The sequence below is a fragment of the Janthinobacterium sp. Ant5-2-1 genome (genome assembly GCF_001445815.1).
Classification (GTDB): domain Bacteria; phylum Pseudomonadota; class Gammaproteobacteria; order Burkholderiales; family Burkholderiaceae_D; genus Janthinobacterium; species Janthinobacterium lividum_E.
Genome location: NZ_LNCE01000037.1, coordinates 1 through 16,980, shown reverse-complemented (window position 1 = coordinate 16,980; position 16,980 = coordinate 1). Strand labels below are relative to the sequence as shown.

Below are 16,980 nucleotides of genomic sequence, written 5' to 3'. Positions count from 1 at the left end.
CGCCCACACAAAGTATGGAATTGGAAATATTTCAATTATTGCCAGCTTGCAATTTTGTTGTGCGTAGACAGCAGGAGGGCGACGGATAGTCGGTATTTGGCGCAAATTTCCGCGCGCGGGGGGCGACGCAGGCGGGCTTTAGTGTATAATTTCAATTTCCCGCACGTGCCGTTCGGCACCATCTGCAATGACCAAATTTGTCTTCGTCACTGGTGGCGTTGTGTCTTCCCTTGGAAAAGGGATTGCCGCCGCCTCCCTCGCCGCGATCCTCGAATCGCGCGGCCTTAAAGTCACCATGCTCAAGCTCGACCCGTATATCAACGTCGATCCTGGCACGATGAGCCCTATGCAACACGGTGAAGTATTCGTCACCGATGACGGGGCCGAAACCGACCTCGACCTCGGTCACTATGAGCGCTTCATTTCCACCCGCATGAAAAAGGTGAATAACTTCACCACCGGCCAGATCTATGAATCGGTGATCCGCAAGGAACGCCGGGGCGAATATCTGGGCAAGACCGTGCAGGTGATTCCGCATATCACCAATGAAATCCAGGATTACATCCGCCGTGGCGCCGAAGGCTACGACGTGGCCCTGTGCGAAATCGGCGGCACCGTCGGCGATATCGAATCGTTGCCATTCCTGGAAGCGGCACGTCAGCTGAGCCTGCGCGCCGGCCGCAAGAACACGGCTTTCGTCCACCTGACCCTGGTGCCTTATATCGCCTCGGCCGGTGAACTGAAGACCAAGCCAACCCAGCACTCGGTGCAAAAGCTGCGCGAAATCGGCATCTTGCCAAACGCCTTGCTGTGCCGCGCCGACCGCGCCATCCCGGAAGACGAACGCGCGAAAATCTCGCTGTTCTCGAACATCGAGGAAGACGCCGTCATTTCCGTGTGGGACGTCGACACCATCTACAAAGTGCCGCAAATGCTGCACGACCAGGGCCTCGACAAGATCATCTGCGATGCGCTGGACCTCGATCCCGCACCGGCCGACCTGTCGATCTGGAGCAAGCTGATCTACACGATGGAACACCCGAAGGCGGAAGTGACCGTCGGCATGGTCGGCAAGTATGTCGAGCTGACCGAGTCGTACAAGTCGCTGATCGAAGCGCTGCGCCACGCCGGCATCCACACGGAAAGCCGCGTCAACATCGAGTACATCGATTCGGAAGAAATCGAAACGACCGGCTGCGACAACCTGGGCAAGTACGACGCCATCCTGGTACCGGGCGGCTTCGGCAAGCGCGGCGTGGAAGGCAAGATCAAGGCGGCCCAGTTCGCCCGTGAAAACAAGATCCCTTACCTGGGCATCTGCCTGGGCATGCAAGTGGCCCTGATCGAATACGCGCGCAACATGGCAGGCATGCCGAACGCGAATTCGACCGAGTTCGACCTTGATACGGATCAACCTGTCGTTGCACTGATCAATGAGTGGCAAAACCACGATGGTAAAGTCGAGTTGCGCGATGAAAACTCGGACCTGGGCGGTACCATGCGCCTGGGCGCGCAGACCTGCGCCGTCAATCCGGGCACCCTCGCCGCCGAGATCTACGGCAGCGTGGTGACCGAGCGTCACCGTCATCGCTACGAAGCCAATAATCACTACCTGGCCCGTGTCGAAGCGGCTGGCCTGACCGTTTCGGCCCGTACGCCAAGCGAAGATTTGTGCGAAATCATGGAATTGCCACGCACGGGTGAGAATGCCCACCCATGGTATATGGGCGTGCAATACCATCCTGAGTTCAAGTCGACGCCACGCACCGGCCATCCGTTGTTTACCTCGTTCATCAAGGCAGCGCTGGCGCACAAAGAAGCCAACGCCGTCGCTGAATAACGCCGGTCGATAGCACAGTATTACCCGTAAGACAGCTCCCGGCCTGATAGTCTCCGCCGGGAGTTTCTTTGCCCCCTTTGTGCAATTGCGCATCAGAACGCAGTGTGCAGCCCCTGTTACGCTTAACTTTGGAGAATGACATGAGTGCTATTGTTGATATTATCGGTCGCGAAATCCTGGACTCGCGCGGTAACCCGACCGTCGAATGCGATGTGTTGCTGGAATCGGGCGTGATGGGCCGTGCGGCCGTACCGTCGGGTGCCTCGACCGGTTCGCGCGAAGCCGTGGAATTGCGCGATGGCGACGCCAAGCGCTACTTCGGCAAGGGCGTGCTGCAAGCATGCGAAAACATCAATACCGAAATCTCCGAAGCCATCATGGGCCTGGACGCCAATGAACAGGCTTTCCTGGACCGTACCCTGATCGACCTGGACGGCACGGAAAACAAATCGCGCCTGGGCGCCAACGCCATCCTGGCCGTCTCGATGGCTGTCGCCAAGGCTGCCGCTGAAGAAGCGGGCTTGCCGCTGTACCGCTATTTCGGCGGTTCGGGCGCCATGCAGATGCCAGTGCCGATGATGAACGTCATCAACGGCGGCGCGCACGCCGACAACAACCTGGACATCCAGGAATTCATGATCATTCCCGTGGGCGCCCCGTCGTTCAAGGAAGCCGTCCGCTACGGCGCGGAAGTATTCCACACGCTGAAAAAGATCCTGCACAAGAAGGGCCTGAACACCAACGTGGGTGATGAAGGCGGTTTCGCGCCATCCCTGGCCAATCATGAAGAAGCCATCAAGCTGATCATCCAGGCCATCGAAGAAGCCGGCTACGAGCCAGGCACGCAGATCGCCATCGGCCTCGATTGCGCCGCGTCCGAGTTCTACAAGAACGGCAAGTACGAAATGGAAGGCGAAGGCCTGAGCCTGACCGCCACCGAGTTCACCAACCTGCTGGCGACCTGGTGCGACAAGTACCCGATCATCTCGATCGAAGACGCGATGCATGAAGGCGACTGGGACGGCTGGGCGATCCTGACGGCGGAACTGGGCAAGAAAGTGCAGCTGGTCGGCGACGACCTGTATGTCACCAACACCAAGATCCTGAAAGAAGGCATCTCGAAAGGCATCGCCAACTCGATCCTGATCAAGATCAACCAGATCGGTACCCTGACGGAAACGTTCGCCGCCATCGAAATGGCCAAGCGCGCCGGTTACACGGCCGTCATTTCGCACCGCTCGGGCGAAACGGAAGACTCGACCATCGCCGATATCGCCGTTGCCACGAACGCCCTGCAGATCAAGACCGGCTCGATGTCGCGCTCGGACCGCATGGCCAAGTACAATCAGTTGCTGCGTATCGAGGAAGACCTGGGCGACATCGCCAGCTACCCTGGCCGCGATGCGTTCTATAATCTGAAGTAAGCTGATGTAAAACCCACTGGCCGGCCGGAGATATCCGGCCGGTTTGTTAACCGACTACCCCATGCGCCTGATTACGCTCGCCCTGGCAGCCCTGCTGCTGCTGATCCAATTTCCCCTCTGGCTGGGTAAAGGCGGCTGGCTGCGCGTTGCCGACATGGAAGCCCAAGTGGCGGTGGCCAATAAAAAGAATGTGGAATTGAAGGCGCGAAACGCCAAGCTCGAATCCGAAGTGCGCGACCTGAAAGATGGTACGGGCGCCGTCGAGGAGCGTGCCCGCTATGAGCTGGGCATGGTCAAACAGAATGAGATTTTCGTGCAGATCGTGCGCAAGGGACAAACCCCGCCACTGCTGGAAACGCCGGTGGACGCTGCTGCGCCGCACTGAGTATTGACTATCTATTACTTCCCGCTTGCCAGCCTGGACCGATTGCCAGGCTGACATATCACCGCTTGATTACTACCTGGTACTTATTACTTTCTACTGCTATACACGACTGCCTTGCTGCTTGCTGATCAGAAACGGGCCTTGCCGGTCGAGATCAGGTAGAAATGGATGCCGGTAACGACGACGGCTACGGCGATCAGTGCGGTTTCGAGAAACATCATAAAATTTCCTTTTAAATTAGTCGTGATTTTTTAACCGCGCGAGGCCAGAAAGCGCAACTCGGCCGCGAGGTTAGGCATCAGTTTTTCGTAGCGGTTCGCTTCCGAGTTCAGCAGGGCGAAATCGCGCTTGCTTGGGCGCACATAGCGTTCGTCGTCAGCGCTGGTCGTCGCGGTGGCGATGACTTCCTTCTGGGCCAGTTCGCTGTACGGCTTGGAAGCGAGCAGGGCGCCCAGGAAGGCGCGCGTGGCGCGGCCCAGGTTGCTGAAGTAGTTGTCGTTGTCGTTGCTGTAGGTGTTGGTAAAAGTGGACATATGCCCTCCATGAATGGTCTGTTGTTGCATTGCACAATAATGGAGTTCGCGATATATGTCTAATTCCAAATTCCAATTTCAGAAATTCAAGAAACGAATAATAAGGGCGTAGCCACCGGCCACGCCCTGAAAAAGAATTTGTTACGAAATGTTTATCCGGCGGCGATGCGTCCCAGACCCGGATCGTCGCTGAAAAAACCGTCCAATCCCGTTTCTATATAGCGCCGCATTTCCGCCACGGATCCCGCTTCGTTGCGTGCGTTTTCGCCATTGCCATCGCGGAAGTCGGCCGCCAGGAAACGGTTTTCCGGACGGAAGGTCCACGTGTGCAGCAGCAAGCCCGCCTGGTGCGCATCGTCGACGATGGCAGTGGGCTTGGCCAGGCGCTGATCGGTGCCCAGCGGGATAACGCCGCGCGTTGGCGGCGCAACCACGTCCGCGTAGGCGGCGATGTCGCGCAGGCCGGCCGGCGTCGTCATCTGCCCGAACGTCAGCTTGCCGCCCGCCTTGGCCACGTCCATCGGTCGGATATCGCCGCCCACGACCAGCTGCATCAGACGCACGTTGGCGCGCCGTCCCAGCTTCTCGCGCAAGTATTTCAAATTTGCCACTTCGAAGGACTGGATTTCGATCGGTGCGCGGCGCGTGTATTCGTGCGCCAGCATGGTCGACAGGAAACGGTCTTCCAGCGCCAGGCCCGCATCGCGGAAGTAGGTCGAGCTTTTCAGCTCGGGCACGAGGCCGATGATGCGGCCGCTGGCGGCCGATTGCGCTGCAACAAAATCGATGATTTCTTCCCACGTGGGGATCTGGAATTGTCCATCGTACAAGGTATTGCCGGTACGTACTTTCGGCAGCCGTTCGATGGCGCGCAGGGTTTTCAATTCCGCCAGCGTAAAGTCATCGACGAACCAGCCTTCGTGCCATTCGCCGTCGACCATCTTCTTGCCGCGCCGGCTGGAAAATTCAGGACGGCGCGCCACGTCGGTGGTGTCGATCAGATTGCTTTCATGACGCGCCACGAGGATGCCGTCGCGCGTGGCGACCAGGTCCGGCTCCACGTAGTCGGCGCCGTCGAGGATGGCCTTGGCGTACGACGCCAAGGTATGCTCGGGACGCAGGGCGCTGGCGCCCCGGTGGGCGAACACGAGCGGACGGGCAGGTGGCGTGGCCAGCAGGCCGGCCGCAAAACCTGGCGCGGCGGCCAGCGCCAGGCCGCCGGCGGCCGCCCGGACGAAGCTGCGGCGCGAAAAATGCCGTTGCGGCAAGATTGGAGTGCGCATCAGAAGTCCGCCGTCAAGGTCAGGAATCCCTGGCGCGGGGCGATCGGGAAGGTGTTGTACGTCTTGTCGGCCGCACCGACCACCACGTTCAGCGAGCCTTCACGGTTGGCCAGATTGCTGACGTTCACTCTCCAGCGCGGATTTTTCAGCCAGCTGGCCATGGCCGGCAGCTTGCCCGACACGCCCAGGCCCATCAGGAAATAGCTGGGCACGGACAAATCGTTGGTGTATGTCGCGTAGCGCTTGCCCACGTAATCTCCCGTCAGCTGTACTTCGATATCGCCAAACGTTGCCGAGGCAACAAACTTGTTCAGCCACTCGGGCGAACCCGGCACGTTCTTGCCAGCAGTCAAGACCAGCGCGGTGCCATTGTTGTAATTGTCCGCGTACTGCGAACGGTTGTATGACAGGGCATTGTAGAACGAAAAATTGTTGCCGAAGTGAACGGTGCCGGCGATGTCGATGCCGTCCGTGCGCACGCTGCCCACGTTGGCCAGCACGGGGTTGCCGCCGATGATGGAGGAAATCACGGGGGTCGGGCTGATCTGCAGCAAGCGGTTGCTGAAGTCGACGTGGTAGACGTTGACTTGCCCATCGATGGCCGTGATGGTGCCCAGGTTCAATGGATGGCTGCCGCGCACGCCCACTTCATAGGTGAGGGCCGTTTCCGGCTTGGCGTCGCGCTTGAACAAATCAAAAGCGGCCTGGCTCGACAAGCTCCACGGCGAGGCGCCGCCACCGCCATAGGTGACGAACTGGCGCATGTTTTTCTGGATATTGAAATACAGCTGGTCTTGCGGCGTGACATCCCAGCGCGCACCCACTTGCGGCAAAAACCATTTTTTCGTGTTGATGGTGCCGACCGGCAAGGCCGTCGAACCGCCGGCAATGGCGCCCTTGGCCGGCTGCACGGGGAATTGGCCGTCGGCAAACTGCAGGCTGGACTTGAAGCCGGCCTGCAAGGCGATATCGGGGCGGATGCGCCATTCATCCTGCAAGTGCAGCTGCACCACCTTGTTGTCGATCTCGCTGCCGTATTGCGTGATCAAAGGATTGCTGGGGCGGTCATACGGCGACGTCGGGTTGTTGACGTCGAGCGCATACCAGCGGCGATAGGCGGACGAGCGGTTCTGTTCCAGCCACAGGCCCGCTTCCAGCTGATGCTCGCCGATTTCCTTGCGCAAAGTGGAAATGAAGCCGCCACGCTTGATGTCGTATTCCGTCGTGCGCACGGCATAGCCCGAGTTGCCGAAGACTTCCTTCAAATTCTGTTTCGGGTAGTACACGCTGAACAGGCCCGGCAAACCGGCCACGCCGATGGGACCGGCCACCACGCCCGCGCCGTCATCCTTGTGGTAATACACCTGGTTCGACCAGGTCATGCCTTCGGACAAGTTGGCGTCGAACTTGGCGTAGGCCAGGTAATCGGTGCGCTGCGCATCGCTGTAGTAATTGCGGTAATTGTTGCCGTCCGCGGCGGGCGTCGCACCCGTTGGCGACAAATAATTGAGGGCCGCCTTGAAGTCCGGATACAGGAAAGGGCGCGTGTACGGCGCGCTCGTTTCGCCGGCCACGTGCACGGTGCTGTCTTCGTTCGGCTCGATCTTGTCCGAGTAATTGAAGAACAGGGTCAGCTTGCCCGCTTCGCTGCGGTTGACAAACTTGGCGTTGAACTGGTCGCCGCCCTGGCGCGCATCGAAGTCCCAGGCGCGCGCTTCGTGGTGCAGGATGGAAAAATAGGCGCTGCTGCCGTCGCCGAAGGCGCCCGTGTCGTAGCGGGCGAACGTGCGCGAGGTGCGGTGGCTGCCCACCGTTTGCTGCACGCTGGCGCCCTGCGTGGCCAGCGGGTCGCTGGAATAGGTTTCGATGGTGCCGCCCAGATTGCTGGTCGAGGCCGTGGCCAGGTCGCCCGCGCCCGACGACAGCACGACGCTGCGAACGTTTTCGCTGATCACGGCGCGCTGCGGCGACAGGCCGTTGTAGTTGCCGTACTGCTGGTCGCCCAGCGGCACGCCATCCATGGTGTAGCCCAGTTGCTGGCCAGAAAAGCCATGCACGAAGAGCGACAGGTTTTGCTCGTTGTTGCCCCATGGATCGGCCGTCTGGAAGCTGACGCCTGGCAAGGTTTGCAGGGCTTTCAGGGGATTCGTGCCGGGCAGGATTTTCTGGATTTCATTCTTGCTCAGGGCGACGGAAGAACGCGTCTTGCGCGAGGAAATCTCTACGGTGGCCATCGGTGCGCCGTCATCGGCGGCAGTGGCGGGCGCGGCCATCTCGGTGGCGGCGGAGGCCACGGCGGCGGCCACGGCCGTTTGCGCCAAGGCAGGCAAACTCAAGCCTGCGGCGCAGGCGCCCAGCAAAACATGGAAGGAATGGCGGCGCAGGGCCAGCGTCAAGTGGGTGGTCATCATCAGCCTGTGGAAATTAGTGTGGGTAATACAAGCTGCGCAGCGTAACGGCGGCGCGTGACGGGCTGATGACGAACTGATGACGGGAATATGACAGTAGAAACAAAGACGCCGCCCTAGGGGCGGCGCAGAGGGATTATGGCGAAACTGTAATAATCAGTTGATGCTTGCAGCTGGCGGAATGAGCACTTCGGCTGGCGCATCCGTGATGAACAGCTGCGCGCAATCGACCTTGTCGAATTCGTAGTGCTGGCCGCAGAAATCGCAGTTCACGCCCACCTGGCCCACTTCTTCCAGGGTGCTGTTGACTTCTTCCTCGCCCAGCATCTTGAGCATGTTGCCGACTTTTTCGCGCGTGCAGCTGCAATGGAAGCTCGGGTGCAGCGGGTCGAAGACGCGGATCGTTTCTTCCCAAAACAAACGCTGCATCAGGGTGTCGATGTCCGTCGACAGGATTTCTGTCTCTTTCAGAGTCGACGCCAGCATCACGGCGCGGTTCCACGTGTCGAGCGCATCTTCTTCCGACACAGGCGTCGCTTCGGCCTTGCCGCCATGGTGGGGCAGCTTTTGCAGCAGCAGGCCGCGCGAGACGCTGTCGTCCGTGGCCAGCCACAGACGCGTGTCGAGCTGTTCCGAGCGCAACATGTAGTTTTCGATCACGGTCGCCATGTCGTCGCCGTCCAGCGGCACGATGCCTTGGTACGGCTGCTGGCCTGGCACCTTGTCGGCCGGGTCCAGGGTGATGATGAAGCGGCCCTTGCCCGTGGCATTGAGCAGTTGCGGCACGGTGGCCACGTCGGGGATGATGGCGTCCGGGTCGAGCTTGGCCGTGGCGCGCAGGCGCAGGTCGGAGTCGCACTCGACCACCATCAGGCGCACGGGACCGTCACCGTGGATTTGCATGATGATGGAGCCGTTGAATTTCAGGTTGGCCGACAGCAGGGCGGCGGCAGCCACCATTTCGCCCAGCACTTTTTTCACGGCCGTCGGGTAGGCGTGGCGCGACACCACTTCCTGCCAGGTGTGGGACACGTCGATGAACTGGCCGCGCACGGCGGCGTTGTCGAAAATAAATTTTTGCAGGGTATCCTGGCCGGTAGCGGCTGCGCTGACGGCGCCCGTGGTTTCAGTCGTCATTCTTTTATCCAATCTTCTTGAGTTGCGTATTAAATAGCTGGCCGCGCTGCACATAGTTCACGGCGTTGCCTTGTAGCCTGGTGATATCGTCTGCCGTCAGGGCTCGCACGGCTTTCGCCGGTGAGCCGATGATCAGCATATTGTCGGGAAATTCCTTGCCTTCCGTGACCAGGGCGCCCGCGCCGACCAGGCAATTCTTGCCGATCTTCGCGCCGTTCAGGATCACGGCCTGGATGCCGATCAGGGCGCCATCGCCGATCGTGCAGCCATGCAACATTGCCTGGTGGCCGATGGTTACGTTCTCGCCGATGTCCAGCGGGTAGCCCGGGTCCGTGTGCAGCACGGCGCCTTCCTGCACATTGCTGTTGGCGCCCACGGTAATGCGTTCGTTGTCGCCGCGAATCGTGGCGCCGAACCATACGGACGTATTCGCTTCCAGGGTCACCTTGCCGATCACGTTGGCCGTGTCGGCAACAAAAGCGGAAGCATCAATCTGCGGCGCATCTGCGCCCAATTGGTAGAGTGTCATCGTTAGCCTGTGGCGGTGGTGGAAGCGCCGGGCGCGGCCGGACGCGGAAGTTTTGCGCTATTTTACGCTGTTGCAGGGCAAGTCCGAGCGCCGACCGTCAATCCGGTATAATTATCGAACGGTCGTACTTTTATGCCCGTCATATCTACAGACACAGCATGTGGCGCCATCCGCGCTACTTTCAAGGCAGGCAATGAGATGAAACCCATGAAACTTTCCCGTTCCGAATTCATCAACATCCGCGGCGCCCGTACGCATGTGCGCCACTGGGGCCGTGTAGGGGCGCCCATCCTGTTCATGGTGCACGGTTGGATGGACGTGGCCGCCTCGTTCCAGTTCGTCGTCGACGAGTTGCAAGGCGACTGGCACGTGATCGCGCCCGATTGGCGCGGCTTTGGCCTGAGCGACTACACGCAATCGGACACCTACTGGTTCCCCGACTACTTGGCCGACCTGGACGCCATGCTGCTGCATTACTCGCCGGACGCTCCCGTCAGCCTGCTGGGTCACAGCATGGGCGCCAACGTGGCCGGCCTGTACGCGGGCGTGCGGCCCGAGCGCATCGGCCGCTTCATCAACCTGGAAGGCTTCGGCATGATGGCAAGCAAGCCGGAGCAGGCGCCGGGCCGCTATGCCAAGTGGCTAGCCGAATTGCGCGAGCCGCCCGCCATGCGCAGCTATCCCACGCAAAAAGCCGTGGCCGAACGCCTGCAAAAGACCAATCCGCGCCTGCCGGACGAGCGCGCGGCCTTCCTCGCCGAGCACTGGTCGGCGCAGAACGAGGCGGGCGAGTGGGACATCATGGGCGACCCGCAGCACAAGCGGGTCAATCCCATCCTGTATCAGGTGGAAGAAGTGATGGCGTGCTGGCGCCGCATCACGGCACCCGTGCTGTGGGTGGAAGCCGATGACACAAATATGTGGCAATGGATGGGGCCGAAGGAGCAGGCGCGCATCGAGATCGACCGGCGTTTGGCCTGCATCAAGGATGTGCGCTGCGAGATGATGGCGGATGCGGGCCACATGCTGCATCATGATCAACCGGCGGCACTGGCGCGTCTCGTGGAAGCCTTTTTGGCCTGATGTGTGTCGGGAACGCCGCAGCGCGATTTGATAAGCAGCGTACAATGAAAACTTCTTCCATGCTGAGCCCGTGCAGGGTATTGTTTTCACATGCTTAAAGTCGACCTGCATTGTCATTCGAATATCTCCGACGGCGTGCTGTCACCGGCCGCTGTGGCGGCGCACGCACGCAAGGCCGGCGTCGACGTGTGGGCGCTGACGGACCACGATGAAGTGTCGGGCGTGGCCGCCGCGCGCGCGGCCGCCTTGGATCTGGGCATGCGCTTCGTGGCCGGCGTGGAAATTTCCATTACGTGGGCCGGCGAAACCGTGCACATCGTAGGCTTGCAAGTCGATGAAAACAATCCTGGTCTCGTGCAGGGCTTGCACCAGACGCGTTCCGGGCGCGACGCGCGCGGCCGCGAGATTGCCCGCCAGCTGGACTTGGCCGGTATTCCCGACGCCTATGAAGGGGCCTTGAAATTCGTTGGCAACCCGGACCTGATGTCGCGCACGCACTTCGCCCGCTACATCGTGGAAATGGGGAAATGCGCGAACATCCCCGACGTGTTCAAGAAATACCTGTCGGAAGGCAAGCCTGGCTACGTCGAGCACCGCTGGGCGACCCTGGCCGAGGCGGTGGGCTGGATACGCGGCGCGGGCGGCGTGGCCGTCATCGCCCATCCGGGCCGCTACCGTTTCAGCGACATGGCGCAAGGCGTGCTGTTCGATGAATTCAAGCAACTCGGTGGCGTGGCCATCGAAGTCGTCACGGGCAGCCATAGCCCGGACCAGTATCCCGAATATGCGCAACTGGCCAACGCCTACGGCTTCCTCGCCTCGCGCGGCACGGATTTCCATGCGCCGGGCGAGTCGCGCGTGGATTTCGCCAAGTTGCCGCCACTGCCATCAAACGTGACCCCGATCTGGCACGACTGGTTCTAGGGCGCGGCTGGCCTGCGCCTGCCGCGCGGGCTTGAAAAGTCGCGGCTGCACACTTATCTTTTAGCTATTCTTGTTTTTCCGGAGCCAACGCCCATGAAACGTATCGTCCTGTTTATTGCAACCAATCTGGCCGTGATGCTGGTGCTGTCGCTCGTGCTCAGTTTGCTGGGCGTGGGCAATCCGGCGCGTGGCAGCACCCTGAACCTGGGCAGCCTGCTGGTGTTTTCGCTGGTGGTCGGTTTCACGGGATCAATCTTTTCCCTGTTGATCAGCAAACCGATGGCCAAGTGGAGCACGGGTGCGCGCGTCATCGACAATCCGACGTCGTCGACGGAATTGTGGCTGGTCAATACCGTGCGCGCGCTGTCCGAGCGGGCCGGCATCGGCATGCCGGAAGTGGCCGTGTACGAGGGCGACGCGAATGCGTTCGCCACGGGTGCTTTTAAAAATTCGGCGCTGGTGGCTGTCTCGACCGGCTTGTTGCAAAGCATGAACCGCGATGAAGTCGAAGCCGTGCTGGGTCACGAGATCGCTCACGTCGCGAATGGCGACATGGTGACTTTGACCCTGATCCAGGGCGTGGTGAATACCTTCGTCGTCTTCATGGCCCGTGTGGTGGGTTTCTTTGTCGACAATGTGCTGCTGAAAAATAACAACCGCGAAGGCGGCGGACGCGGCATCGGCTATTTCGTCACCGTGATGGTGTGCGAAGTGATCTTCGGCTTGCTCGCTTCCATCATCGTGGCCTGGTTCTCGCGCCAGCGCGAATTCCGCGCCGATGCCGGTTCTGCCAAGCTGCTGGGCAGCCCCACGCCGATGATGCATGCGCTGGCCCGCCTGGGCGGCGTGCATCCGGGCGAGCTGCCGCAATCGATGCAGGCGCTGGGCATCAGCGGCGGCAATGGCGGATGGGGCGCGCTGTTCGCCACCCATCCGCCGATCGAACAACGCATCGCCGCGCTGCGCGGCGTACAATAATGCTAACTTAACAAGCTGGTTCGCCAGAACGCTTACACATGAGTCAATTTTTCCAGATTCACCCCGACAATCCGCAATTGCGCCTGATCAAGCAGGCCGCGCAGATCATCCAGTCCGGCGGCGTCGTGGCCTTGCCCACGGATTCCTGCTATGCACTCGTATGCCAGCTCGACGACAAGGGCGCCGTCGAGCGCCTGCGCCGCATCCGTGGCGTGGATGAAAAGCACCATCTCACCTTGCTGTGCCGCGACTTGAGCGAGCTGGGCGTGTACGCCCGCGTGGACAATCGCCAGTTCCGCCTGCTCAAGGCGGCCACGCCGGGCGCCTACACCTTCATCCTCGAAGCGACGAAGGAAGTGCCGCGCCGCCTCAGCCATCCCTCGCGCAAGACCATCGGCCTGCGCGTGCCGCAGCACCGCATCGTGCAATGTCTGCTGGAAGAGCTGGGCCAGCCGCTGCTGGGCGCGACCTTGACCCTGCCCGGCGATGAAGAGAGCCTGACGGACGCCGACACCATCCGCGAGCGCCTTGAAAAACTGGTCGACCTGATCATCGATGGCGGCGTCTGCGCGCATGGCCCCAGCACCGTGATCGACCTGACGGGACCGGAGCCGGAAGTGGTGCGCGTGGGGCGCGGTGACCCGGCCGTGCTGGGCTTGTAGAGGAGGATGGCGCGCACGTTCTGGCGCCGCTCTTCACCTGTTCTTAATGACAACATAAGAAAGAGGCTGTGGCGCCTCTGGTAGAATCGCGGTCATGAGCGATTTCAATACGATAGTCCAGACCATTGCGGTGTACCTGGTACCGGTGCTGTTTGCCATTTCCCTGCATGAGGCGGCGCACGGCTACGTCGCCCGCTATTTCGGTGACCCCACGGCTTCGAACGAGGGCAGGCTGAGCCTCAATCCCATCCGGCACATCGATCCTTTCGGCACGATCTTGCTGCCCTTGATGCTGTATTTCGCAATCCAGGTACCGTTCGGCTATGCCAAGCCGGTACCCGTCGATTTCAGCCGCCTGCGCAATCCGAAGAAGCAGATGGCCTGGGTGGCGTTTGCCGGGCCTGGCGCCAATTTCGTGATGGGCCTGGGCTGGATGATCGCCTTTGTCGTGCTCAGCGTTATGCCGCCGACGGAAATGGGCATGTTTTTCCGCAAGATGGCGGGCGCCGGCGTCAGCGTGAATGCTGCCATGTTCGTGTTTAACCTGATCCCCGTGCCGCCGCTCGATGGCGGACGCATCATGACAGGCTTGCTGCCGATGCAGCTGGCGCGCCCTTACGCCAGCATCGAGCGCTACAGCCTGTATGTGTTTGGTGCCCTGGTGCTGCTGATGTACACGGGCGTACTGAACCGCGCCTTGCTGGCGGCAATCGAATTTGTCATAGGCATTTTTGTCACCATGGTCACGCCCCTGACGGCCCTGTTGACGTGATACAAGCAACCGGATGGTCGCAAATAATTGATGGAAGTACCGATGCAAGCAATTGAACCAACAGTAGAAACCGAAGCGATTTCCGGCTGGCTGCGCCGCTGGGCGCCGCTGATTCCGGGCGGTGAAGTGCTGGACCTGGCCTGCGGCGCAGGCCGCCATGCGCGCCACCTGGTGAGCCTGGGCCACCCCGTGATCGCGCTCGACCATGATCTGGAAATGCTGGAAAAAGCGGCCGGCACGGGCATCACCACCTCGCTGGTGGACCTGGAAGCGCCGGGCGCCGTATGGCCCTTCGCGCCCGGCCGTTTTGCCGGCATCGTCGTCACGAATTATCTGCACCGGCCGCTACTGGACACCATGATTGCCAGCCTGGCGCCCGATGGCGTGCTGCTGTACGAAACGTTTGCCGAAGGCAATGAGCAGTTCGGCAAGCCGTCGAATCCGAAATTCCTGCTGAAGGAAGGCGAAATGCTGACCTGGGCGGTGCAGCAGGGCTTGCGTGTGGTAGCGTATGAGGATGGAAGAGTGGAGCAGCCAAAAGCTGCTCTGGTGCAACGAATTTGTGCCGTCCGGCCGGATTTTCCACGGTTGGCAGCCCTGCTGCCGACGTTTTGAGCGGCCATACTATGTCAGAATGCACCACAGGCGCGGGCTATCCGCTACAATCGTTGTTTTATTTATCGGCGCTATAAACTTACTATGATCAAGGGCAGCATTGTAGCAATCGTCACCCCGATGCACGCAGACGGCAGTCTGGACTTTCCAGGTCTGCGCAAGCTGATCGACTGGCATATCGCCGAGGGTACGGACGGCATCGTCATCGTTGGCACAACGGGCGAATCGGCAACAGTCAGCGTGGAAGAACACTGCGAACTGATCCAGTTGACCGTCGAACATGCCAAGGGACGCATTCCTATCATCGCCGGCGCCGGAGGCAACTCCACGGCCGAGGCGATCAAACTGACGCGCTACGCGAAAGAAGCGGGCGCCGATGCTGTCTTGCAAGTGGTGCCGTACTACAACCGTCCTACCCAGGAAGGCATGTACCAGCACTTCAAGGCCATCGCCGAAGCCGTCGACATCCCCGTCATCCTGTACAACGTGCCGGGCCGCACGGTTGCCGACATGAGCAACGAGACCATCGTGCGCCTGTCCGCCATCCCGAATATCGTCGGCGTGAAAGATGCGACCGGCAATATCGGCCGTGGCATCGACCTGCTGCGCCTCGTGCCGGCCGACTTCGCCGTGTACTCGGGCGACGATCCGACGGCCATGGCGCTGATGTTCTGCGGCGGCCACGGCAACATTTCCGTGACGGCCAACGTCGCGCCGCGCGCCATGCACGAACTGTGCGTCGCGGCCATGGCGGGCGAGCGCGCCATGGCAATTGCCATCAATAACAAAGTTTTTCCTCTGCACCAGAAGTTGTTTGTCGAGCCCAACCCGGTGCCCGTCAAATGGGCGATGGCCGAAATGGGCCTGATGCCTGCCGGCATACGCTTGCCACTGGTGCCGCTGGCTGAAAATTGCCACGCCACCGTGCGCGATGCCTTGCGCGACGCCGGTATCCTGTCTTAAGGCCGAACTTCAAGCCCGGACTCGACCAGTCCGGACCTTCCCTGATTCCAGCTGCTACTTAGCTTCTTATCCAGTTACGACATGACTAATTGCAAGAAAAACCAATCGGCGCCTGCCACCATCGCCGTCCGCGGCATCGTCATCGGCGCCATCGCAGCCAGCCTCGCGGGTTGCGGCATGATCAGTTCGGTAGTCGGCGGCGACAAGGTCGACTACAAGTCGGTCAAGAAAGCCGGCACCCTGGACGTGCCGCCTGACCTGACGCAATTGCAGCAGGACAACCGTTACTCCTTGCCGGATGCGAAAAACGGCGTGGCCACGGCTTCCGGCTACAACGCGCAGCGCAACGCCACGGCCGGTACGCCCGTCGTCGTGGGCGCCGACGGCGTGGTCGGTGTCGTGCCTGTCACGGCAGGCGGCGTGAAGGTCGAGCGCGCGGGCAACCAACGCTGGCTGGTCGTCAAGCAGTCGCCTGAGGTGCTGTGGCCGCAACTCAAGCAGTTCTGGGAAGATTCGGGCTTCACCATTGCCGTGGACCAGCCGACGGCTGGCATCATGGAAACCGAGTGGAACGAAAACCGTGCCAAGGTGCCGCAAGACTTTATCCGCAGCACCATCGGCAAGGCTTTCGATTCGCTGTACTCGACCGGTGAAAAAGACAAGTTCCGTACCCGCATGGAGCGCCTGGCCGATGGATCGACCGAGATCTACATCAGCCACCGCGGCGTGGAAGAGGTGGTCACGGGCCGCGACAAGGAAACCACCACCTGGACCGCCCGCCCGAACGATCCGGGCCTGGAGGCGCAATTCCTGGCCAAGCTGATGACGCGCCTGGGCGCGGCCAGCGACGATGCGCAAGCGAAGACGGCTGTCGATGCCGCCATCGTGCAGCCGCAGCACGCCAAGCTGGTCGGCGACGCCGCCACGCCGTCGCGCGGCATTGAGGTCGATGAAGGTTTCGACCGCGCCTGGCGCCGTGTCGGCCTGGCGCTGGACCGTGTCGGCTTCACCGTGGAAGACCGCGACCGCACGCAAGGCACGTATTTCGTGCGTTACGTCGATCCGGACGCGGTCAAGAAAGATGGTTTCTTCTCGAAACTGTTCAGCTGGGGCTCGTCGTCCGACAAGGACAAGGAAGCGCAGCGCTACCGCGTTCTCGTCAAGGCCGGTACGGGCTCGACCAGCCTGGTCAGCATCCTCAGCAACGAAGGCCAGCCTGATGTCTCGCCAGTGGCAGAGAAGATCCTGGGCCTGCTGAACGACCAGTTGAAATAAGTGGTATGACAGCGGCAGGTTTGAAAACCTGCCACGCATTAAAAAGGCTGGCCCGGTGCAAACCGGGTCAGCCTTTTTTATTGCCTGCGTCCGGCGTCATATCTTGCGGACAAAACGCCGGACGTAAAAAAGCCGGCCCGAAGGCCGGCTTTCTTTACTGCGGGGTGCT

The 16,980-nt window shown here is 60.9% G+C and carries 16 protein-coding genes; 11 read left to right on the top strand and 5 right to left on the bottom strand.

Annotation, left to right across the window (positions count from 1 at the left end; genetic code table 11):
* Positions 1 to 187 precede the first annotated feature (187 nt).
* The 3 genes from ASN89_RS13185 (at position 188) to ftsB (ending at position 3,649) form a co-directional block, all read left to right on the top strand.
* Positions 188 to 1,840, top strand: a complete 1,653-nt coding sequence (locus ASN89_RS13185) for a CTP synthase (protein ID WP_046685850.1) — start codon at positions 188 to 190, stop codon at positions 1,838 to 1,840.
* Positions 1,841 to 1,980: 140 nt separating this feature from the next.
* Positions 1,981 to 3,264 (top strand): phosphopyruvate hydratase, encoded by a 1,284-nt coding sequence (gene eno, locus ASN89_RS13180; RefSeq protein WP_034750709.1) that lies wholly within the window; start codon positions 1,981 to 1,983, stop codon positions 3,262 to 3,264.
* A 61-nt stretch (positions 3,265 to 3,325) separates the two neighbouring features.
* Complete coding sequence (gene ftsB, locus ASN89_RS13175) at positions 3,326 to 3,649, top strand: cell division protein FtsB (RefSeq protein ID WP_010400534.1); 324 nt, start codon at positions 3,326 to 3,328, stop codon at positions 3,647 to 3,649.
* Between the two features lie 251 nt (positions 3,650 to 3,900).
* On the opposite strand, the gene ASN89_RS13170 is transcribed toward ftsB, so the two are convergent.
* The 5 genes from ASN89_RS13170 to ASN89_RS13150 form a co-directional block, all read right to left on the bottom strand.
* On the bottom strand, positions 3,901 to 4,182 hold the full coding sequence (locus tag ASN89_RS13170; RefSeq protein WP_058049567.1) for a hypothetical protein: 282 nt from the start codon (positions 4,180 to 4,182) through the stop codon (positions 3,901 to 3,903).
* 152 nt (positions 4,183 to 4,334) lie between these two features.
* The gene (locus ASN89_RS13165) at positions 4,335 to 5,465 is read right to left on the bottom strand and encodes a glycerophosphodiester phosphodiesterase (protein WP_058049566.1); all 1,131 of its coding nucleotides are present in this window, start codon (positions 5,463 to 5,465) and stop codon (positions 4,335 to 4,337) included.
* Positions 5,465 to 7,876 carry a TonB-dependent receptor gene (locus ASN89_RS13160; RefSeq protein ID WP_235501962.1) on the bottom strand — a complete coding sequence of 804 codons (2,412 nt, stop codon included), beginning with the start codon at positions 7,874 to 7,876 and terminating at the stop codon, positions 5,465 to 5,467. Before ASN89_RS13160 ends, ASN89_RS13165 begins: the two co-directional genes overlap by 1 nt.
* Positions 7,877 to 8,029: 153 nt before the next feature.
* Positions 8,030 to 9,010, bottom strand: a complete 981-nt coding sequence (gene hslO, locus ASN89_RS13155) for an Hsp33 family molecular chaperone HslO (RefSeq protein ID WP_058049565.1) — start codon at positions 9,008 to 9,010, stop codon at positions 8,030 to 8,032.
* 4 nt (positions 9,011 to 9,014) lie between these two features.
* Complete coding sequence (locus ASN89_RS13150; RefSeq protein ID WP_058049564.1) at positions 9,015 to 9,539, bottom strand: gamma carbonic anhydrase family protein; 525 nt, start codon at positions 9,537 to 9,539, stop codon at positions 9,015 to 9,017.
* 207 nt (positions 9,540 to 9,746) lie between these two features.
* Here ASN89_RS13150 and ASN89_RS13145 point away from each other — a divergent pair, with 207 nt between their 5' ends.
* From ASN89_RS13145 to bamC, 8 genes are all read left to right on the top strand, one after another.
* Positions 9,747 to 10,622, top strand: a complete 876-nt coding sequence (locus ASN89_RS13145) for an alpha/beta fold hydrolase (protein WP_058049563.1) — start codon at positions 9,747 to 9,749, stop codon at positions 10,620 to 10,622.
* A gap of 90 nt (positions 10,623 to 10,712) precedes the next feature.
* Entirely contained in the window at positions 10,713 to 11,546 is an 834-nt protein-coding gene (locus ASN89_RS13140; protein ID WP_046685845.1) for a 3',5'-nucleoside bisphosphate phosphatase, read from the top strand.
* Positions 11,547 to 11,639: 93 nt separating this feature from the next.
* Complete coding sequence (gene htpX, locus ASN89_RS13135; RefSeq protein WP_034750690.1) at positions 11,640 to 12,524, top strand: protease HtpX; 885 nt, start codon at positions 11,640 to 11,642, stop codon at positions 12,522 to 12,524.
* Positions 12,525 to 12,562: 38 nt separating this feature from the next.
* The gene (locus ASN89_RS13130; RefSeq protein ID WP_046685844.1) at positions 12,563 to 13,186 is read left to right on the top strand and encodes an L-threonylcarbamoyladenylate synthase; all 624 of its coding nucleotides are present in this window, start codon (positions 12,563 to 12,565) and stop codon (positions 13,184 to 13,186) included.
* Between the two features lie 94 nt (positions 13,187 to 13,280).
* Positions 13,281 to 13,958 carry a site-2 protease family protein gene (locus ASN89_RS13125; RefSeq protein WP_034750684.1) on the top strand — a complete coding sequence of 226 codons (678 nt, stop codon included), beginning with the start codon at positions 13,281 to 13,283 and terminating at the stop codon, positions 13,956 to 13,958.
* A gap of 42 nt (positions 13,959 to 14,000) precedes the next feature.
* Positions 14,001 to 14,573, top strand: coding sequence for a class I SAM-dependent methyltransferase (locus ASN89_RS13120; RefSeq protein ID WP_058049562.1), 573 nt, complete (start codon positions 14,001 to 14,003; stop codon positions 14,571 to 14,573).
* Between the two features lie 84 nt (positions 14,574 to 14,657).
* The gene (dapA, locus tag ASN89_RS13115) at positions 14,658 to 15,536 is read left to right on the top strand and encodes a 4-hydroxy-tetrahydrodipicolinate synthase (protein ID WP_058049561.1); all 879 of its coding nucleotides are present in this window, start codon (positions 14,658 to 14,660) and stop codon (positions 15,534 to 15,536) included.
* 81 nt (positions 15,537 to 15,617) lie between these two features.
* Positions 15,618 to 16,811: an outer membrane protein assembly factor BamC gene (gene bamC / locus ASN89_RS13110; RefSeq protein WP_046685841.1), complete on the top strand. Its 1,194-nt coding sequence runs from the start codon at positions 15,618 to 15,620 to the stop codon at positions 16,809 to 16,811.
* Positions 16,812 to 16,980 lie beyond the last annotated feature (169 nt).

Bases quoted from the DNA above. Each gene is read 5' to 3' on its own strand.
- dapA (WP_058049561.1), top strand. From the start codon at position 14,658: ATGATCAAGGGCAGCATTGTAGCAATCGTCACCCCGATGCACGCAGAC.
- bamC (WP_046685841.1), top strand. From the start codon at position 15,618: ATGACTAATTGCAAGAAAAACCAATCGGCGCCTGCCACCATCGCCGTC.
- ASN89_RS13165 (WP_058049566.1), bottom strand. From the start codon at position 5,465: ATGCGCACTCCAATCTTGCCGCAACGGCATTTTTCGCGCCGCAGCTTC.
- ASN89_RS13160 (WP_235501962.1), bottom strand. From the start codon at position 7,876: ATGATGACCACCCACTTGACGCTGGCCCTGCGCCGCCATTCCTTCCAT.
- ftsB (WP_010400534.1), top strand. From the start codon at position 3,326: ATGCGCCTGATTACGCTCGCCCTGGCAGCCCTGCTGCTGCTGATCCAA.
- eno (WP_034750709.1), top strand. From the start codon at position 1,981: ATGAGTGCTATTGTTGATATTATCGGTCGCGAAATCCTGGACTCGCGC.
- ASN89_RS13140 (WP_046685845.1), top strand. From the start codon at position 10,713: ATGCTTAAAGTCGACCTGCATTGTCATTCGAATATCTCCGACGGCGTG.
- hslO (WP_058049565.1), bottom strand. From the start codon at position 9,010: ATGACGACTGAAACCACGGGCGCCGTCAGCGCAGCCGCTACCGGCCAG.
- ASN89_RS13130 (WP_046685844.1), top strand. From the start codon at position 12,563: ATGAGTCAATTTTTCCAGATTCACCCCGACAATCCGCAATTGCGCCTG.
- htpX (WP_034750690.1), top strand. From the start codon at position 11,640: ATGAAACGTATCGTCCTGTTTATTGCAACCAATCTGGCCGTGATGCTG.
- ASN89_RS13120 (WP_058049562.1), top strand. From the start codon at position 14,001: ATGCAAGCAATTGAACCAACAGTAGAAACCGAAGCGATTTCCGGCTGG.
- ASN89_RS13185 (WP_046685850.1), top strand. From the start codon at position 188: ATGACCAAATTTGTCTTCGTCACTGGTGGCGTTGTGTCTTCCCTTGGA.
- ASN89_RS13170 (WP_058049567.1), bottom strand. From the start codon at position 4,182: ATGTCCACTTTTACCAACACCTACAGCAACGACAACGACAACTACTTC.
- ASN89_RS13150 (WP_058049564.1), bottom strand. From the start codon at position 9,539: ATGACACTCTACCAATTGGGCGCAGATGCGCCGCAGATTGATGCTTCC.
- ASN89_RS13145 (WP_058049563.1), top strand. From the start codon at position 9,747: ATGAAACTTTCCCGTTCCGAATTCATCAACATCCGCGGCGCCCGTACG.
- ASN89_RS13125 (WP_034750684.1), top strand. From the start codon at position 13,281: ATGAGCGATTTCAATACGATAGTCCAGACCATTGCGGTGTACCTGGTA.